Raw genomic sequence first — 16,159 nt, forward strand, 5'->3', positions numbered from 1 at the left:
GTAAGCCCTTATCACCTTGCCAATGATGTTGTTTCATACGGCTTCTATGGTCATATGAATTTTCATCATATAAATATCCTCCTTGTTAGCGCTTCATGCTAACTGTGATCCGCTTCTGCGGGGGTATTTTTAGAGAAGCAATCCTTACGGATTGCGCCATGCTCCTAACAGCCTGCCTCCGCCAAGAGTTTTTTAGGCTGTTAGGATTTTCTAACTAGTTCGTTTCATTTGGGCTTTTGAAGCCTTTCCAGCGTTTAATATAGACGGTGATCATGCTTTGAAGCATTTCCCAATCGTCAGCGTCTAAGTCTCCCGGAACAATAACTTTTACACTAGTTTTTCCTGGAATGGGAATTTCAAACCTTTCTGTTCCTGTGGGGTCTTCTTGATCTGTTTTTGGTGCCGCCGGCTCATCTTCCCTTAGCTTGCTTGTTTTTTTTGCACCCTTCGCTAGTCGTACAGTCGTCGGTGGACGTATGTGACTAGATACTTTTATTCCTGATTCTTTCGCCGCTGCAAGAAAAAACGAAATTGTTTTTGTCAAAGTACTACCGGAAATATTCAACTCCCTGAATTTTTCCGTCATCTCTCCACTAGTAGCTTTTTCTAAATTAAAGTTGCTATCGGAGAATAAAAAACTGTAAGAGCTTCTTAAAACCTGCTCAATAGTTTCCTTCCTCTTACTATCATCTTCCATCACTAGTGACTGAAACGTCTCACTAGGACGATTTACATCATCAATCAATGACAAATATTTAAGCGCAGCTAGCATGCCGGACGTTTGTGAGCCTGATGCTGTCGGCATTAGTGTTTTGTCAATTCTGGTCGGCACATGACCGTGCTCTCGTAGTTGATTTAAGAATGAGACAAAAGAAGAAAATGACACAATGGGAGGTGTTGCTAATCGTTCAGTTTTCGATGCCATTTTTATCCTTTCGTCAGATATGGACAGATAGTACAGTCGTTGCATATCTGCTGCAACATAAATCGCGCAGAATTTCCTTTTTCTTGCCGAAAGCGGCACTTACTCCGTCTCTGTGTCAGCTATGTGCTAACTCTGTGTCAATTTATGTGTGAGGAAATGTGTGAAGGAATGAGTGAAGGAATGTGTGAAGTGCGTGTAGGTACATTAAAGTGGAGTGATATGTGGCGAGGTGTAGTGAGGTGTCGCGAAGTATAGTGAGGTGTGATGATGTGCAATAAGGTGAATTAATGTGTGATAACGTTCGGTGATGCTAAGAGGTCTCTGTGCGTTCTCTGTGTAATTTATGCGTTTTTTTGGGGGAGCTAAGTTGACCGCTAGCGATACTAATCGCATCTTCCTGATGAATATCTGTGGGAGTTGTAATCCTGGGAGTGTTGCGTACTGGGAGTAGGAGCTTTAGTTCAAGGCTTGGGCTGGAATCTGCGCAAAAACGCCAGCAGGGCGCGCGCCGCGATGTCGGCGTCGTCGGCCGTCATGGTTTCCAGCGGGTTGTGGCTGATGCCACCATTGCCGCAACGGGTAAATAGCATGGCCACGTCGGTGATGGCAGCCATGGCCATGGCGTCGTGGCCGGCGCCCGACAGCAGCGCGTATGGTTCGACGCCAACCGATTCCACGGCTTGCGCCAGCTGCGCCATCAGCCATGGCGCACACGGTGCGGCACGCGCCGACAGCAGCAGTTCCAGCTGGTAGTCGATCTGGCGCCGTGCACAGATGGCGGCGATGCCATCGAGAATATCGTCGACGGCTGCCTGGCGTACCGCGTCAACGGCCGCGCGGATGTCGAGCGACAGGGTGCAGGCGCCGGCGATTACGTTGACGGAGCCGTTGGGCACGTGCAGCTGCCCCACGGTGCCCACCAGCGCCTCGCCCTGGTTGCAGCGCCGTTCCACCAGCAGGATGATTTCGGCCGCAGCGCTGGCGGCATCCTTGCGCATGGTCATGGGCGTAGTGCCCGCGTGGCTGGCCACGCCACCAAGATTGACCAGGTAGCGCGAGCTGCCGGCAATCGCCGTGACGATCCCCAGCGGCAGGTCGCGTTCCAGCAGCACGGGACCCTGCTCGATATGCACTTCCACATAGCCGAGCAAGTCGGCGGGATCGCGTGCTATGGCGCCGATGGCGCTCACTTCGTGGCCGGCGGAGGCCAGTGCGTCGCGCATGCTCACGCCATCCGCATCAAGCTGCTCAAGCAGCGATACGTCGAACTTGCCCGTGACGGCCGTACTGCCCAAAAACGTGCTCTTGAAGCGCACGCCTTCTTCCTCGGCGAAGCCGACAATCTCGAAGTGAAACGGCAGCTTTTCGCCCTGTTCGTGCAGGTGGCGCACGACGGCGATCGGCAGCACGATGCCCAGGCGGCCATCGTACTTGCCGCCGTTGCGCACCGTGTCGTAATGCGATCCCGTCATCAGGGTTTTTGCGTCAGGCGCATCGGACAGATAGCGCCCGACCACGTTACCGACGGCGTCGATGTGCACCTGCATGCCCGCGTCCCGCATCCAGTCGGCCAGCTGTGCTGCCGTTTTCTGGTGCGCCGGCGTCAGGTAGGCGCAGGTCAGGTTGTAATCGCTGTCGCTCCAGCCGGCCAGGGTTTCTGCCTGCTGCATGATGGCCGGACCGAAGTCCAGGCGCACGTCGAACAGGTCGTTCAGGCGCAGCTCGGCGATGCGCTTGATCTGCCGCAACGATTCGGCCAGTTCATCGGCGCGCCGGTTCTTCAGGCGCCGCGCAAACGTGGCGATGATGTCCTGGCGCGTCAAGCCTTCGCCCGTCGGGCCCTTGACGGCCAGGATGAAGGGAAAGCCGAATTTGGCGTTGTATTCACTATTGAGGCGCTGAAGCGTGGAGAATTCGTCGGCGCTACACAGGTTCAGGCCGGACTTGGCCTGCTCGCGCGTCGATTCCGCCGTCAATTGCCCTGCGATGGCGGCCTTGCCTGCCAGCTCCGGGTGGGCGCGTATCAGCCCCAGCTGCTCTTCCGGCGAAGCTTGCGCCAGCACGCGCTGCAGCTCCGTCTTGAGTGCCGTCAGGCTGGCAAATGGCCGGGCGGGGGCCGCGCGCTGGGCGATCCAGGGCGAATGTTCATAGATGCCGTGCAGCCGTGCGATAAAGTCTGCCGTGCTGCCGGCGTTCAGGTCTGAAAGGGTGGTCATGGTTTTCCGATCATGCAAGCGGTGATGATAGCGCCCCGTTCCTGTCTCCATTATATGCGCGTGCTGATAGCGGCTATCGCTGCACCAGCGCCTTGGCGGCCGCGCTGACCTGGTCGCGCAGCCATTTGTGTTCGGGCGCCTGGTGCACGCGCTGGTGCCACAGCTGGTAAAAACGCATGGGCGGGAATTTCAGGGGCACGGTATACGTTTTCAGCGGCAGCGTCTTTTCATAGAAGCGCATGAATTGCCGGCCCGTGGTCAGCACCAGATCCGTCTGCGTCAGCATGTAGGGGATCAGGCCGAAATACGCCGATTCCACCACCACATTGCGCTGCAGGTTTTGCCGTTCGAGGAAGGAATCGATTACGCCGTGGTAGCCGGGCATCATCTGCGACGGCGCCACGTGGGGCAGGCTCAGATAGTCGTCGAGGGTCATGGCGTCGCTGGCCGTGCGCCGCGCATAGGCGTTTTCCGCATGCATGGCGCAGATGATGGGGTCTTCGAACAGCTTCGAGATGTGCAGATGCGCGGGCGGCTCGTCCCAGTTGGCGATCACCAGGTCCAGGCCCCCATCGGACAGTTGGCGGATATGGTCGATGCCGGGCCCCAGACTGTGCAGCACGACGCGGCTTTTCGGTGAACCGCGGCGCAGCAGGGCCACCACGTTGGGCAGGAACTGGCTATCCAGGTAGTCGGGCGCGGCGATATGAAAGGTGCGCGCCTCTTCCTGCGCCACGAACGGCGTCTTCTTGACGAACAGGCTCTCCGTCTGGTCGAGGATGCGCTTGGCCGGATTGAGCAGGCTTTCGCCATGCTGGGTGGGCACCATGCCGCGCGCGCCGCGCACCAGCAGCGGGTCGCCCGTCAGTTCGCGCAGCTTGCGCAGGGAGGCGGAAATCGAAGGTTGCGGCTGATTGAGTTTGAGCGCCACGCGCGAGACATTCTTTTCCACCAGCAGCAGGTAGAGGATGCGGATCAAGTGCAGGTCAAGGTGTTGCGGCAGGCTGGACATGTGGCGGCGGCTCTGTTGTATATCGATTTGAATATGTCAAATATACGATATTTTTCATGTGATAGGCGGTAAATCCGTTTATCTTGTGTAGATTGGCACGAATATTGGTTCGGTCTGACTAGAGGAAATTTATGGAAGTATTTGCCTACCTGATTCCGTACGGCCTGGAGTGGCTGAACCTGATCGTCCGCTGGCTGCACGTCATCACGGGCATCGCCTGGATCGGCGCTTCCTTTTATTTCGTCTGGCTCGACAACTCGATCCGCCCGCCCGCGCCCGGCTCGGAGCTGGCGAAGAAAGGCGTGTCGGGAGAATTGTGGGCCGTGCACGGCGGCGGCTTCTATAACCCCCAAAAATACCTGGTGGCGCCCGCGGAACTGCCGAAGGAACTGCACTGGTTCAAGTGGGAAGCGTATTCCACCTGGCTGTCCGGCTTTGCGCTGCTGACGATTGCCTACTACTTCAATGCCCAGGCCATGATGATCGACAAATCCGTGGCCGACATCAGCAGCGGCCAGGCGATCGGCATCGGCATCGCCACCCTCGTCATCGGCTGGACCGTGTACGACCTGCTGTGCCGATCAAAGCTGGCGCAATACGAGCTGTGGTTCGGCGTGACGGTGTTTGCCCTGATCGTCGGCGCCGCGTATGTGCTCACGCACTTGCTCAGCGGGCGCGCCGCCTACATCCACGTGGGCGCCATGATCGGCACCATCATGGTGGCCAATGTGCTGATGCTGATCATTCCCGGCCAGCGCAAGATGGTCGAAGCCATGGCCGCCGGCAAGCTGCCCGACCCCAAACACGGTCTGAAGGCCAAGCAGCGCAGCGTGCATAACAATTATTTTACGTTGCCGGTGCTGTTCATCATGATCAGCAACCACTACGCGATGACCTACCGCAACGATCGTGCCTGGCTGGTGCTGGCGCTGATCATGGCGGCCGGCGTCTTCATCCGCCACTTCTTCAACCTGCGTCACAAGGGAAGAGTGGAGTGGCGTTATCCAGCCCTCGGCGTGGCCTTGCTGGTGGCCGTGGCCGTGGCCATCGCACCCAAGGCGCCTGTGGCCGTGGCGGCCGTGCCGGCGGTGGACCCTGCCGCGCAGTTCAAGGCCGTGCATGCCATCATCGCTCAACGCTGCGCCACCTGCCATTCGGCCCAGCCCACGCAGCCGGGTTTCGCCACGGCGCCGGCCGGCATGATGCTGGATAATGAAGTCGAAATCCGCCAGCACGCGGCGCAAATCTACAAGCAGGCCATCGAACTGAAGGCCATGCCGATCGGGAACCTGACCAATATGACGGACGCCGAGCGCAGTGAGCTGGGCGTCTGGCTGCAACAGACCATGCAAGGAACAAAATGACAACGCACACAGAACGAATCACGGCCTGGATCGACGAACACTTCGACGAGGAAGTCGCCTTTTTGCAGAAGGTGGTGCAGCAGCCGACGGATACGCCGCCCGGCAATAACGCGCCCCATGCGGACCTGGTGGCGCAGCTGCTGCAGGCGTATGGCTGGCAGGCGGAGCAGCATGCCGTGCCAGCGGCGCAGGTGGAAGCGTACGGCATGCAAAGCATCACCAACCTGATCGTGCGCCGGCCGTATGCCGCGGGCGGGCCGACCGTGGCCCTGAATGCGCATGGGGACGTGGTGCCGCCTGGCGACAACTGGACGTATCCGCCGTATGGCGGCCAGATCGACGACGGCTATATCTACGGCCGCGCGACGGCCGTCTCGAAGGGCGATTTCGCCACCTATGTGTTTGCCGCGCGTGCGCTCGAGGCGTTGGACATTCCCTTGAAGGGCCAGCTCGAGCTGCATTTTACGTACGACGAGGAATTCGGCGGCTTGCTGGGGCCGGGCTGGCTGCTGGAACAGCAGCTGACGAAGCCCGATTTCGTCATCGCCGCCGGTTTCAGCTACGGCATCGTCACGGCCCATAACGCCTGCCTGCAGCTGGAAATCACTGTGCACGGCAAGTCGGGCCACGGCTCCATGCCGGAGACGGGACACGACGCGCTGCAGGCGGCCAACAAGATACTCAACGCCATCTACGGCCAGTTGCCGGAGCTGAAAAAGGTCAGATCCACAGTGGCGGGCATCGATTCGCCCACCATGCTGGTGGGGCGCATCGACGGCGGCACGAATACCAATGTGGTGCCGGGCAAGGTGGTCATGAAGATGGACCGCCGCATGATTCCGGAAGAAGACCCGGTAGCGGTGGAAGCGCAGGTGCGCGCGCTGATCGAAGACGCCGTGCGGGGCGAGCCCGGCATCCGCCTCGAGATTCGCCGCCTGCTGCTCTCGCACGCGCTGCGTCCCTTGCCCGGTTCCGAGCAGCTGGTGGGCAGCCTGCAGAAAAATGCGCAAGCCATCCTCGGCGAAACGATTCCCGCCGTCGGCACGCCCCTGTATGCAGATGCGCGTCTGTATGGCGAGCGGGGCATCCCTGCCGTGCTGTATGGCGCCGGTCCGCGCACGGTGCCCGAATCGAATGCGAAGAAGGCCGATGAGCGCCTGGCGCTCGACGATTTGCGCAAGGCCAGCAAGATCGTCGCCCTGACCCTGCTGGACTTCCTGGCGCAGAAATAAGGTCGCTGACTTTGGCTTACAATGGGGCGGACATTCAAACTGTGAAGAAGAGCCCCATTGAATACCCGTTTTCTCGAAGCGTTTGTCTGGGCCGCGCGGCTGGGCAGCTTCCGCACGGCGGCCGACAAGCTGCACATCACGCAGGCGGCCATCTCGAACCGCATCGCCTCGCTGGAGCAGGATTTCGGCACGCGTCTGTTCGACCGCGACGCGCGTGAAATCCGCCTGACCTTTGCCGGGCGCAACCTGCTCGTGTACGCCGAGCGCATGCTGGAACTGTGCCGCGACATGTATGCGGCCAATTCCTCGCCAGCGCTGATCACGGGCGAAGTGCGCATCGGCGTCATCGAAACCATCGTGCATACCTGGCTGATTCCGTTCCTGCAGCGGGTGCAGGAGCGCTATCCGGGCATCGAGATCCAACTGACGTCGGAATCGACGCGCCGTCTGCACGAGCAGCTGCAGCAGGGCGAGCTCGATATCGCGCTGCAGACGGACATGCTGACGGGCGACCATCTCCGCAGCACGGGCAGCGGTGCCATCGCCATGGGCTGGGCGGGCAGGGCTGCCGACTGGCCCGACACGGGAAAGCCGTTCACGGTGGCGCAACTGGCGCAGCATCCGATCATCACCATGAACCGGGGCTCGCAGCCCCATTCCGCATTAAAAGCGCTGTGCCAGGACGAGGGTGTGCAGTTGGGCAGGGTGCATTGCGTCAGCTCGATTTCCGCCATCGTGCGGCTGGTTAAAGCGGGTTTCGGCATCGCCGTGCTGCCGCTGGCGCCCCTGCGCGAGGAAATCGAGCAGGGCCACATCGCGCTGATTCCCTGTACCAGCAGCCTGGCGCCGCAGCGCATCGTCATCAGTTACAGCGAAGACCTCACCACGGAAGCGATTCAATTGGTGGCCATGCTGGCATGCGAGGAGGCGGCCAGGTTCACCCTGGGGCTGGGCGAAGAGTATGGCGCCGGTGCGCGGACGTGAGAATTAAATTGCTGTTGTCACCGCGACCCATAAGAAAAACTTATCAGTCACGTTCAGAATAACCCGTTTGCCAAGTGATGGCGTGCCACCTATTCTGGGCTGGCATACCACCCATCACGCAGAACGGAACCATCATGACGACGTCCACCACCTTGCCCGGCATCCTGTTTGTCTGGACCAGCGCCGACCCGGAGCACGAACTCGATTTCAACCGCTGGTACGACCGCGAACACGTGGAAGAGCGCGTGCGCATTCCCGGCTTCGTCAGCGGCACGCGCTACCAGAGCGTGCGCGGTCCCCGCAAATACCTGGGCCTGTACCGCACCGATTCGCTCGACGCCTTCCAGACGCCCGACTACTTCAAGGCTTTCGGCCAGCAGACGCCATGGTCGGTGACGAATCTGCAGCGCATGGTGGACCCGATGCGCCGCGTCTGCGCCATCGAGGCGGAAACGGGCATGGGTACGGGCGCCTGGCTGGCCGTGTTGCGCCTGGGCGCGTCGGCGATCGGTCAGGATGCGCAAGCCGTGGCCGCCATGGCCGCGCTGGGGGCGACATTGCTGCAGATCGATGGCGTGATTGCCACTCGCTTGCTGACGCCCGACGCGAACCTGTCCGGCCCCCTGCCGGCGGAGCAGAAGGAGGGCCGCGTGCTCGACCCGATCTTCCTGATCGACGCATCGTCGGAAAGCGCCGCCATGGCCGCCGCCAATGCCGCCAGCGCGGCGCTGGGCCTCGACGGCGAACAGGCGGCCATCCTGCAGCTGTCCTGGCAGTTGCGCGAGGCCGACCTGCACGCGGCCTGACACGGCCGCGCGTATCTTGCCGGCACTGATAACACGAGACACGGGCCACGGCGCAGGGCAAAGCATCCTGCGCCGGACCTGCAATAAAACTGACGAGAGAGGTAGGCAATGACCACATATACAACGGCAAACGCTGCGCATCCGGCGGCTCAGACACCGGGCGACAAGCCAAAAACGGGACGCCTGGCCACGGCCAGCATGGTCGGCACGACCCTGGAATGGTATGACTTCACCGTCTACAACACCATGGCCGCGCTGATCTTCAACCATCTGTTTTTCCCTTCTTTCGATCCGCTGACGGGCACCATCCTGGCCTTTTCCACGTATGCCGTCGGCTATATCTCGCGCCCGATCGGCGGCGTGATCTTCGGTCATCTGGGCGATAAGCTGGGACGCCGCTGGGTACTGGTGGTGACCCTGATGCTGATGGGTGTGACGACGGGCCTGATGGGCCTCTTGCCCACGTATGCGACGGCCGGCATCTGGAGCCCGGTCCTGCTGGTGGCGCTGCGCTTCGTGCAGGGTATCGCTTTGGGCGGCGAATGGGCGGGCGCCGTGCTGATCTCCGTCGAACACGGCGCGCCGGACAAGCGTGGCCGCAACGCCTCGTGGACGCAGGTGGGACCGTCGTTCGGCACCTTGCTGGCGACCGGTTGCATCGGCCTGATCACCTACCTGCTGCCGCATGAAGCGTTCATGGACTGGGGCTGGCGCATGCCGTTCATCGCCAGCCTGCTGCTGGTGGCCTTCGGCATGTGGATACGCAGCGGCATCGAGGAAACCCCGCTGTTCAAGGAGCTCGACCAGCAGGATGCGAAGGCGGAAGCGCCGATCGGCGACGTGCTGCGCATCTACTGGCGCCGTTTGCTGATCGCCGGCGGCGTGCGCATCGGTTCGGACGTGCTGTACGCGCTGGTGGTGGTGTTCACCCTCACGTATGTGACGACGGTGCTGCACCTGTCGTCGACGCTGGCACTGACCGCCATCATGATCGGCACGGCTTGCAATGCGCTGGCGGTGCCCGTGTTTGGCGCGCTGTCGGACAAGATTGGCCGCCGTCCCGTGTATGCGTTGGGCGCCATCCTGGGTCTCGTGTGGGCGTTTGCCTTCTTCACCTTGCTCGATACTGCCAGCCCGGCAGCCATCGTCACGGCTGTCGTCGTGGGCCTGGTCATCCACGCCATCATGTACGGCCCGCAGGCCGCCTTCGTCATCGAGCAATTCCCGACCAAGGTGCGCTATGCGGGGTCCTCGCTGGCCTACACCCTGGCCGGCGTCATCGGCGGCGGCTTCGCCCCGCTCGTCATCGCCAGCCTGTATCGCTCGTACAACAGCAGCATGGCCGTCTCGCTGTATGTGGCGGCCGCCTTGCTGATCACCGGCGCCGCCGTTTTTGCTGCACGCGAAACGGGCCGCGGCCCTCTTGAGGAATAAAATCATGACGACATTGATTTTTCAACTGGCCGGCCACGGCCCCGTCACCTTCGATATCGATCAGTTGATCATCGCCGGCTGGACGGGCCGCGACATGGCGATGGTGGAACACCATATCGCCGAACTGGAAGCCATCGGCGTGGCGCGCCCGAAAAGCGTGCCAACGTTTTACCGGGTTTCGGCGGCGCTGCTCTCGAGCGACGCCGCCATCGAAGTGCCTGGCAGCGATTCGTCCGGCGAGGCGGAATTCGTGCTGTTCTCCACGGAATACGGCCTGCTGGTGGGGATCGGTTCCGACCATACGGACCGCAAGGTGGAAAGCTATGGCGTGACGGTGTCGAAGCAGATGTGCGGCAAGCCCGTGGGCGATACCTTGTGGCGCTATGCCGACGTGGCCGGCCACTGGGACCAGTTGCAGATGCGCTCCTGGCGCGAGCGCGCCGGCGTGCCGGCCCTGTACCAGGATGGTCCCGTGACGCGCATGCTGTCGCCGGAAGATTTGATTTTGCGCTACACGGGGCAAGCGACCCTGCCAGTGGGCAGCGCCATGTTCTGCGGAACGCAGCCCATCATCGGTGAAATGGGCCACGGCGACGCCTTCGAACTGGAGCTGTATGATCCAGCCTTGCAGCGCCGCCTGCAGCACCGCTATGCCGTGCAAACCCTGCCCGTGGAAGGATAAGAGAATGACCCAGTTGACCAAGACTATCCGCGAACTGGCGGCCGACCTGGCCGCCGGACGTATCACCAGCGTGGAACTGACGCAGCGCATGCTGGCGCGCGCCGAGGCGCACCGGGCGCAGGGCGGCCATGCGTATGTCAGCCTCGATGGCGAACAGGCCCTGGCCGAGGCGCGGGCCAGCGACGCGGCGCGCGCGGCCGGTATCGTTGCCTCGCCCCTTGCCGGCGTGCCCATCTCGATCAAGGACCTGTTCGACGTCGAGGGGCAGGCCAGCAGCGCCGCTTCGCTGGCGCTGGCCGACGCCCCGCCCGCCGTGGCCGATGCGGGCGCCGTGGCACGCCTGCGCGCGGCCGGCGCCGTCCTGCTGGGCCGCACCAACATGAGCGAATTCGCGTTTTCCGGCCTGGGCTTGAATCCCCATTACGGCACGCCGCGCAATCCGCTGGACCATGAACGTGTGGCGGGCGGCTCCACTTCGGGCGGCGCCGTCACGGTGGCTTTGGCAATGGCGGCCGGCGCGCTGGGCACGGACACGGGCGGCTCGATCCGCATCCCTTCCGCCTTTTGCGGTTTGACGGGTTTCAAGCCGACGGCCGCTTCCGTATCGCTGGCGGGGACGGTGCCTTTGTCGCGCTCTCTCGACTCGGCAGGGCCGATTGCCCACAGCGTCGATTGCTGCGCCATTCTGTACGCGGCGCTGTCGGGTCATGACATCGGCGTGCAGGCGCCAGCGCTGAAAGGCTTGCGCTTTGGCTTTACCCTTGATTATGTCGGTACGCACGTGGAGCCGCAGGTGCAGCGGGCTTTCGACGCCGCGCTGGACAAGCTGCGGCAAGCCGGCGCCCTGGTGGAACAGTTCGATTTCCCCGAGTTGCTGGAACTGCCGGAGATCAATGGTGGCGGCGGCCTGGTGGCGGCGGAAGCCTGGCACTGGCACAGGGTATTACTTGAAGAGAAGGGTGCACAGTACGACCAGCGCGTGGCGGCGCGCATCCGACGCGGCCAGCAGCAGGGAGCGGCCGATTACATCGATTTGCTCGATGCGCGCGCGCGCCTGATCGCCATCGCCCGGCGGCGCCTGGCGCCGTTCGACGCCTGGCTGATGCCCAGCGTGGCGATTCTGGCGCCGCAGGTTGCGCCCCTGGAAGCGGATGACGCCACTTTTTTTGCCACGAATGGCCTGGTGCTGCGCAACGCCAGCGTGATCAACTTCCTCGACGGCTGCGCGCTGTCACTGCCTTGCCACGCCGACGGCGAGCTGCCCGTGGGGCTGGGCATTTGCGGCCTGGCGGGCGCCGACGATACAGTGCTGCAAATCGGCCGCGCCGTGGAGGCGCTGCTGCGGGAGCGTGGAAAAGAATAATGCTGTAGTGCAGAAAAATGCCAACTCTGTCATGATGGCTGGCATTGACATGGGATAGTCGCGCTTCAGGCGCCGGCAAACTTCACACTGTGCACCGATACGACCTGATTAGTTGTCATGACTGCGGCGTGCTGTACCGCAAACGTCCGCTGCGTCCCCGCGAAAAGGCGCGCTGCATCCGTTGCCGCTCGGTGCTGTATCGCGGCGAGCATGCGCAGGGCGCATCGGCCGAATTGACCAAGGTGGTGGCGCTCACTCTGGGCGCCGCTTTTGTCTTCCTGATCGCCCAGTTTTTCCCTATCGTCGAACTCGACGTCAATGGCCTCACTTCCAGCGCCACCTTGCTCGGTTCCATCCGCGTGCTGTGGTCCGAGCAGATGCACATCGTGGCGACGATGGTCTTCCTGTTTACCATCCTCTTTCCCGCCATCGAACTCGGTTCCCTGCTGTACGTGGCGCTGGGCCTGCGCGGCGGCGTCAAGGTGCCCGGCTTTAACCGCGTGCTGCGCGCCGTGCAGACGGCGCGTGAATGGGGCATGACGGAGGTGCTGATGATCGGCATCCTGATCACCGTCGTCAAGATGACCAGCCTGGCCACGGTGCTGCCGCAACCGGGGCTGTTCGCGTTTGGCGCGCTGACCCTGATGCTGGCCATCGTCGTCTCGTTCGACCCCAAGGCCCTGTGGAACCTGGGCGACGACCTGACCCGGCAAGCGCTGCCCGGCATCCGCTACAAGGCCTTCGCGCCGGGCGAGAAGGTGCTGCCCTGCCATGCCTGCGGCCTGGTGGCGCCGCCGCTGGGCAAGGGCAGGCACCTGGCCTGCGTACGCTGCGGCACGGCCCTGCACGTGCGCAAACCGGACAGCATCAACCGCACCTGGGCCTTGCTGATCGCCGCCATGATCCTCTACATTCCCGCCAACCTGCTGCCCGTGATGGTAACGCGATCGCTGTTCGGCGCGCAGGACGACACCATCATGAGCGGCGTGGTGCTGTTCTGGAGCAGCGGCTCGAAAGGACTGGCCATCATCATTTTCATCGCCAGCGTGGTCGTGCCCATGCTCAAGCTGGGTGTGCTGGCGCTGCTGGCGTTCACCGCGCAGTGGCGTTCGCGCTGGCGGCCGCGCCAGCGCACCATCTTGTACCGCATGGTCGAATTCATCGGCCGCTGGTCCATGCTCGATATCTTTGTCGTCACCCTGACGGTGGCGTTGGTGCGCTTCAAGTCGCTGGCCGTGATCACGGCCGGTCCTGGCGCGCTGGCCTTTGGCGCCGTGGTGGTGCTGACCATGCTGGCGGCGATGCAGTTCGACCCGCGCCTGATCTGGGACCCCGTCGACGGGCAGGTGCCAGACGAGGAAGAACCCGTGGTGGTGACAAATACCGGAAACAATACAGTGATTGGAGAACAGCATGTCTGACAAAGAAGCAGGCGACCTTGCCGAAACGGGCGGCCGTCCATTGCCGGAGCCTGATGTGGAACAGGGCAGCCGCTGGCTGCCGTCGCTGGTATGGCTCATCCCGCTGCTGGCTGCACTGATCGGCGCCGGCCTGGCCGCCAAGTCCATCCTCGACCAGGGGCCTACGGTGACGGTCAGCTTCAAGAGCGCCGAAGGACTCGAGCCTGGCAAGACCAAGGTCAAATACAAGGATGTCGATATCGGCCAGGTGCGCGCCATTACCCTGGGCGAGGACTTGAGCAAGGTGCTGGTGACGATCGACATGAGCAAGGAAGCGCGCCGCTTCGCTACCGCCGATTCGCGCTTCTGGGTGGTGCGTCCGCAGATCGGCGCCAGCGGCGTGACGGGCCTGGGCACCTTGCTGTCGGGCGCCTACATCGGCGTCGACACGGGCAAGTCGGAAGCCAAAAAGGAGAATTTCGTCGGCATGGAGAGTCCGCCCGCCGTGGCCGGTGACCAGAAGGGCAAGCTGTACACCCTGCATGCGGAAAGTCTCGGTTCCGTCGACGTGGGTTCGCCCCTGTTCTTCCACCGCCTGCGCGTGGGCAAGGTGGTCAGCTTTGCGCTGGACAAGGATGGCAACGGCATTACCATGTCCGTCTTCGTGAACGCGCCATACGACCAGTTCGTTGGCAAGAATGCGCGCTGGTGGCATGCCAGCGGCGTCGATGTGCGCTTGGATTCCAACGGCTTCAAGTTGAACACGCAATCGCTGGCCGCCATGCTGGTGGGCGGCATCGCCTTCGAGGCGGAAAATGGCCGCAAGCCCGAGGAACCGGCGCCGGCCAATACCAATTTCCGATTGGCGGCCGATGAGGCCAGCGCCATGCGCGAACCCGATGGCCAGGCCATCACCACCGTGTTCTATTTCGACCAGTCCCTGCGCGGCTTGCAGCCCGGCGCCACGGTGGACTTCCGCGGCATCGTACTGGGCGAGGTGCGTTCGGTCGGCATCGAGTTCGATCCCGTGAAGAAGAACTTCCGCATGCCCGTCACCGTCAATCTGTACCCGGCCCGCCTGGGCATGCGCTTCAAGGCCGCTGTCGACGATGAGGAAGGCTCGGCCGGCCACCAGCTGCTCGAACGCATGGTCAGCCGTGGCTTGCGCGCCCAGCTACGCACGGGCAACCTGCTGACCAGCCAGCTGTACATCGCGCTGGACTTCTTCCCGAAAGCGCCGAAGGTGGTGCTCGACGCGAACAAGTATCCGCTGGAAGTGCCGACCGTGCCTAACACGCTCGACGAATTGCAGACGCAGATCGCCAGCATTGCCCGCAAGCTCGACCAGGTGCCGTATGCGGAGATCGGCAATAACCTGAACGCCACCATCAAGCAGGCCAATACCCTGTTCAAGCAGCTCGATGGCCAGGTGGTGCCGGAAATGCGCGATACCTTGACGGCGGCGAAACAGACCTTCGGCACGGCCGAACAGGTGCTGCAAAAGGATTCGCCGCTGCAGTCGGACGTGCGCCAGGCCTTGCAGCAGCTGACGCAAACCCTGCAATCGCTCAATGCCCTGTCGGATTACCTGGAACGCCACCCCGAGTCCCTGATCCGCGGTAAAAAAGGAGATGAGAAAAAATGAAGCAGCCAATTTTTGCGCTTTTGATGACAGCCATCCTGCTGGGCGCCTGCTCCACGCCCCAGCCCGAGCATTTCTATACGCTCAGCGGCGGCGCCGACGCGCAGCCGGCCAAACCCGTCAAATACTATGTCGAGGTGCTGGCCGTCAGCGTGCCGCAGCAGGTGAGCCGCAACCAGTTTGTTGTGACGGCGCCATCGGGGCGCATCGAATTGCTGGAGCAGCAGCGCTGGGCGGGGCCGCTGGCCGGCGAGATCGGCCAGGCCCTGTCGACGGCCGTGACGAACGACCTGGGCGCCATCGACGTGTTCCGCACGCCGCATCCGGACAACTTGCCCGTGTACCGCATCAGCACCAATGTGCAGCGTTTCGAGTCCGTGATGGGCCAATATGCGCTGATCGACGCCGTGTGGAGCGTGCGCCAGCTGGCCAGCAGCAAGGTGGTGACTTGCCGCACGATAGCCAATGAAAAGGTGGGCGCCGGCTACGATGAACTGGTGCTCGGTCACCGCCGCGCCGTGAACCGCATCGCCGCCGATACGGCGAGCGTCGTGCGCGCTTTTGACAACGGCAACGCCGCCTGCCCGGCCGCCTGAACCGCTTTCCGCTATCCAGTCCCGGCGGCCGCTGGTAAAATGCGGCCATGGGAATGACCTTGTTCACGCGCCGCTTTGCCGCCTGGATCGCCTGTTTCGCGATCCTGCTGGCGGCGCTCGCGCCATCGATTTCCCAGGCCGTCGCCAACGCCCAGCAGGAATCCGGCTCCGGCTGGGCGGAAATCTGCTCGGTGGCCGGTATCCGCTTCGTCCAGGTCGATGATGATGGCGTCGCCGATGGCAAGTCTGGCGGCAAGGCCATGCAGATGGAGCATTGCGCCTTCTGTTCCACGCATGCGGGTTCCGTCGGCCTGCCGCCCGCCAGCCCCGTGCTGCCGCTGCTTGTGGCCAGCGGCACGGCGATTTTCCCGGCCCTGTACTATCAGTCCCCATCGCCACTGTTCATCTGGTCCACCGCGCAGTCGCGCGCGCCGCCTACCCTCATTTAAGTTTTTTGCATTTTCAATGTTGGCGCTGTCCACCTTGCGGTGTGATGCGCCGCA

14 protein-coding genes are annotated in these 16,159 nt (G+C 62.3%); 11 read left to right on the plus strand and 3 right to left on the minus strand.

The annotated features are described in order from the left end of the window. Positions 1-214: 214 nt before the first annotated feature. From OX460_RS20960 to OX460_RS20970, 3 genes are all read right to left on the minus strand, one after another. Positions 215-925, minus strand: coding sequence for a DUF5343 domain-containing protein (locus tag OX460_RS20960; protein WP_289899806.1), 711 nt, complete (start codon positions 923-925; stop codon positions 215-217). 461 nt (positions 926-1,386) lie between these two features. Beyond that, complete coding sequence (locus OX460_RS20965; protein WP_289899807.1) at positions 1,387-3,141, minus strand: allantoate amidohydrolase; 1,755 nt, start codon at positions 3,139-3,141, stop codon at positions 1,387-1,389. 73 nt (positions 3,142-3,214) lie between these two features. After that, complete coding sequence (locus tag OX460_RS20970; RefSeq protein WP_034754583.1) at positions 3,215-4,153, minus strand: LysR family transcriptional regulator; 939 nt, start codon at positions 4,151-4,153, stop codon at positions 3,215-3,217. 131 nt (positions 4,154-4,284) lie between these two features. Here OX460_RS20970 and OX460_RS20975 point away from each other — a divergent pair, with 131 nt between their 5' ends. The 11 genes from OX460_RS20975 (at position 4,285) to OX460_RS21025 (ending at position 16,105) form a co-directional block, all read left to right on the plus strand. Further along, positions 4,285-5,517, plus strand: coding sequence for a urate hydroxylase PuuD (locus OX460_RS20975; RefSeq protein ID WP_289899808.1), 1,233 nt, complete (start codon positions 4,285-4,287; stop codon positions 5,515-5,517). Then, entirely contained in the window at positions 5,514-6,749 is a 1,236-nt protein-coding gene (locus OX460_RS20980) for a M20/M25/M40 family metallo-hydrolase (RefSeq protein ID WP_289899809.1), read from the plus strand. The genes OX460_RS20975 and OX460_RS20980 overlap by 4 nt, the downstream gene beginning before the upstream one ends. Positions 6,750-6,806: 57 nt before the next feature. Continuing rightward, complete coding sequence (locus OX460_RS20985) at positions 6,807-7,733, plus strand: LysR family transcriptional regulator (protein ID WP_289899810.1); 927 nt, start codon at positions 6,807-6,809, stop codon at positions 7,731-7,733. 134 nt (positions 7,734-7,867) lie between these two features. Then, positions 7,868-8,539, plus strand: a complete 672-nt coding sequence (locus OX460_RS20990; RefSeq protein WP_289899811.1) for a DUF4286 family protein — start codon at positions 7,868-7,870, stop codon at positions 8,537-8,539. A gap of 108 nt (positions 8,540-8,647) precedes the next feature. Continuing rightward, entirely contained in the window at positions 8,648-9,973 is a 1,326-nt protein-coding gene (locus tag OX460_RS20995; RefSeq protein WP_289899812.1) for an MFS transporter, read from the plus strand. A 4-nt stretch (positions 9,974-9,977) separates the two neighbouring features. After that, complete coding sequence (locus OX460_RS21000; protein WP_289899813.1) at positions 9,978-10,655, plus strand: DUF2848 domain-containing protein; 678 nt, start codon at positions 9,978-9,980, stop codon at positions 10,653-10,655. 4 nt (positions 10,656-10,659) lie between these two features. Beyond that, positions 10,660-12,018 (plus strand): amidase, encoded by a 1,359-nt coding sequence (locus tag OX460_RS21005; RefSeq protein WP_289899814.1) that lies wholly within the window; start codon positions 10,660-10,662, stop codon positions 12,016-12,018. A gap of 89 nt (positions 12,019-12,107) precedes the next feature. Then, the gene (locus OX460_RS21010; protein WP_289899815.1) at positions 12,108-13,439 is read left to right on the plus strand and encodes a paraquat-inducible protein A; all 1,332 of its coding nucleotides are present in this window, start codon (positions 12,108-12,110) and stop codon (positions 13,437-13,439) included. Beyond that, complete coding sequence (locus OX460_RS21015; RefSeq protein WP_289899816.1) at positions 13,432-15,063, plus strand: MlaD family protein; 1,632 nt, start codon at positions 13,432-13,434, stop codon at positions 15,061-15,063. Before OX460_RS21010 ends, OX460_RS21015 begins: the two co-directional genes overlap by 8 nt. Beyond that, positions 15,060-15,656, plus strand: a complete 597-nt coding sequence (locus tag OX460_RS21020) for a PqiC family protein (protein ID WP_289899817.1) — start codon at positions 15,060-15,062, stop codon at positions 15,654-15,656. Before OX460_RS21015 ends, OX460_RS21020 begins: the two co-directional genes overlap by 4 nt. Positions 15,657-15,703: 47 nt before the next feature. Beyond that, positions 15,704-16,105, plus strand: coding sequence for a DUF2946 domain-containing protein (locus OX460_RS21025; protein WP_289899818.1), 402 nt, complete (start codon positions 15,704-15,706; stop codon positions 16,103-16,105). Positions 16,106-16,159: the final 54 nt, after the last annotated feature.

Origin of the sequence: Janthinobacterium sp. SUN033 (genome assembly GCF_030397595.1) — a bacterium.
In the GTDB taxonomy this organism is placed as follows: Bacteria; Pseudomonadota; Gammaproteobacteria; order Burkholderiales; family Burkholderiaceae_D; genus Janthinobacterium; species Janthinobacterium kumbetense.